The organism is Aliikangiella maris, from assembly GCF_040719265.1.
GTDB lineage: Bacteria > Pseudomonadota > Gammaproteobacteria > Enterobacterales > Kangiellaceae > Aliikangiella > Aliikangiella maris.
This window is the reverse complement of the sequence record NZ_JBFDAH010000093.1, coordinates 1-1,815: the sequence shown is the minus strand read 5'-3', so window position 1 is coordinate 1,815 and position 1,815 is coordinate 1. Positions and strand designations below refer to the sequence as shown.

Annotated in this window: 2 protein-coding genes; both read left to right on the top strand. The window is 36.6% G+C overall.

The window, feature by feature from the left end:
* On the top strand, nt 1–490 hold a 490-nt coding region (locus ABVT42_RS22190), incomplete at its 5' end, for a PPC domain-containing protein (RefSeq protein WP_367024520.1).
* A gap of 791 nt (nt 491–1,281) precedes the next feature.
* Nucleotides 1,282–1,815 (top strand): hypothetical protein (locus tag ABVT42_RS22185; protein ID WP_367024518.1); only part of this gene is annotated, 534 nt, incomplete at its 3' end.

Genomic DNA, 1,815 nt, shown 5'->3' with positions numbered 1-1,815 from the left:
CGATGCCACTTATGATTGTCGTCCTTATAAAAGCGGTAATGCAGAATCTTGTAGCTTAAATCAAGCTGGTGGTCGCTATTATGTGCGATTAAAAGCTTATAGCAATTTCTCTGGGGTGACCTTAAAAGGGAGTTACACCGGCAGCACCACGCCTCCACCTCCGCCGCCTCCACCACCTGGTGGTAATGATCCAATTAACGAAACAATCAATGATGTTTCCGTTTCGCAGGGACAATGGCAGCACTACACTCAAGAGTTGGGTTCAGGCTATAGTACGATGACGGTAGAAATTTCTGGTGGTACTGGTGATGCCGACTTATATGTTCGACATGGCGCGCAACCAACATCAAACAGTTATGACTGTCGCCCATACAAAAATGGGAATAGTGAACTTTGCACAATGAACAATCCCGCCAGTGGTACTTGGTATATTAGTCTTTATGGTTATTCTTCAACATCAGGAATTACCTTAAATCTGAAAGCCAATTAAGTGATGATGGTTTTGAGATTTTAAAGCCATCACTCTGCAAAGGAGAAGAGTTCCGCTTCTCCTTTGTTATGACGATTAATGTGGATAGAAACCAGCTTTTTAAAAAGTTACTTTTTGACAATTTTACATTGCACTTATAACTGATTTTATTTGAGAGGAAATATAAAAACAAAAAACCAGCCAACTTGAAAATTGAAATTACTAAGATCTTTATTTAGCAATTTGTTTAATCTCAATTAAAGTTCACAAAAAACCATTAACTGACGACACTTTATTAACAATCATTCGTGCGAGGACAATACAAATGAACAAAGAACAACCACGCCGTTCATCGATCCGTTTATCAAAGTTAAAAGCCTAACAAAATATAAAAAATTTAAACTGAGAAAAACCTAAAAGTCATATAATATTTTTATAAACTTATATTTATTTTAGAAAACAAAATAACCTTTAAAAATAAAGGTTATTCGAACCAATATTTTATTTAGTGTAACATTAATTCTTTGACGCTACGAATCAAGACAAACCTAAAAATAAAGCGTAAAAAAGCAAGATTTCCGCAGGTATTATTTACAGCTGTTTTTTGTGAACCACGATACACTTGTGGATTGTGTCGGCACAAATTTGTTTGTATTATTCCTTTCGCTTGAAACGAATATATTAATTGCATGGGCCTGATCACCTCATCATTAATAGTTGTTATTTGTCTCTAAAGCAACTTTAACAATAAGCATGCATATTAAATAAAAATACGAGCACATTACTATAAAGAGTCTTTTAGGAGATCTTACATGATAAAAACATTTAAAATAAAAACGCTTACCGCGGTTGTTGGCGCATCACTTGCAGCTATGTCACTTGGCGTATCAGCCAGCGAACAAATTACGGTACAAAAATTTGCTAACAGTGGTGTTGTTAATTATGTTGCTGGAAACCTGGGTACTACAACACAAAAAAATGCCGTTGACTCATTAAAAAATATTTTAGCCTCACAAGATGCCTACCATGTTTCAGGCAGCGAAGACTTTACCGTTAGACGTCAGTGGATTGATGAGTTAGGTAAAGCACATACTCACTTCACTCAAACCATTAATGGATTAACGGTATATGGCACCAGCATGATTTTACATGCTGATGTTACTGAAAACTCATTAACCAGTACAAGCGGACAAGTTTACGCATTAACGGGTTCACTAGCTGTTGATAATAACGCGGCGACTAATCAAGCTTTCATCAGCGCTAACGACAACGGCGAGCAAGCTAAAACGGCTGCATTATCAATCGGTGATGTCAAAGGTGAACCAGAACTGGCTTACATTTTCCTT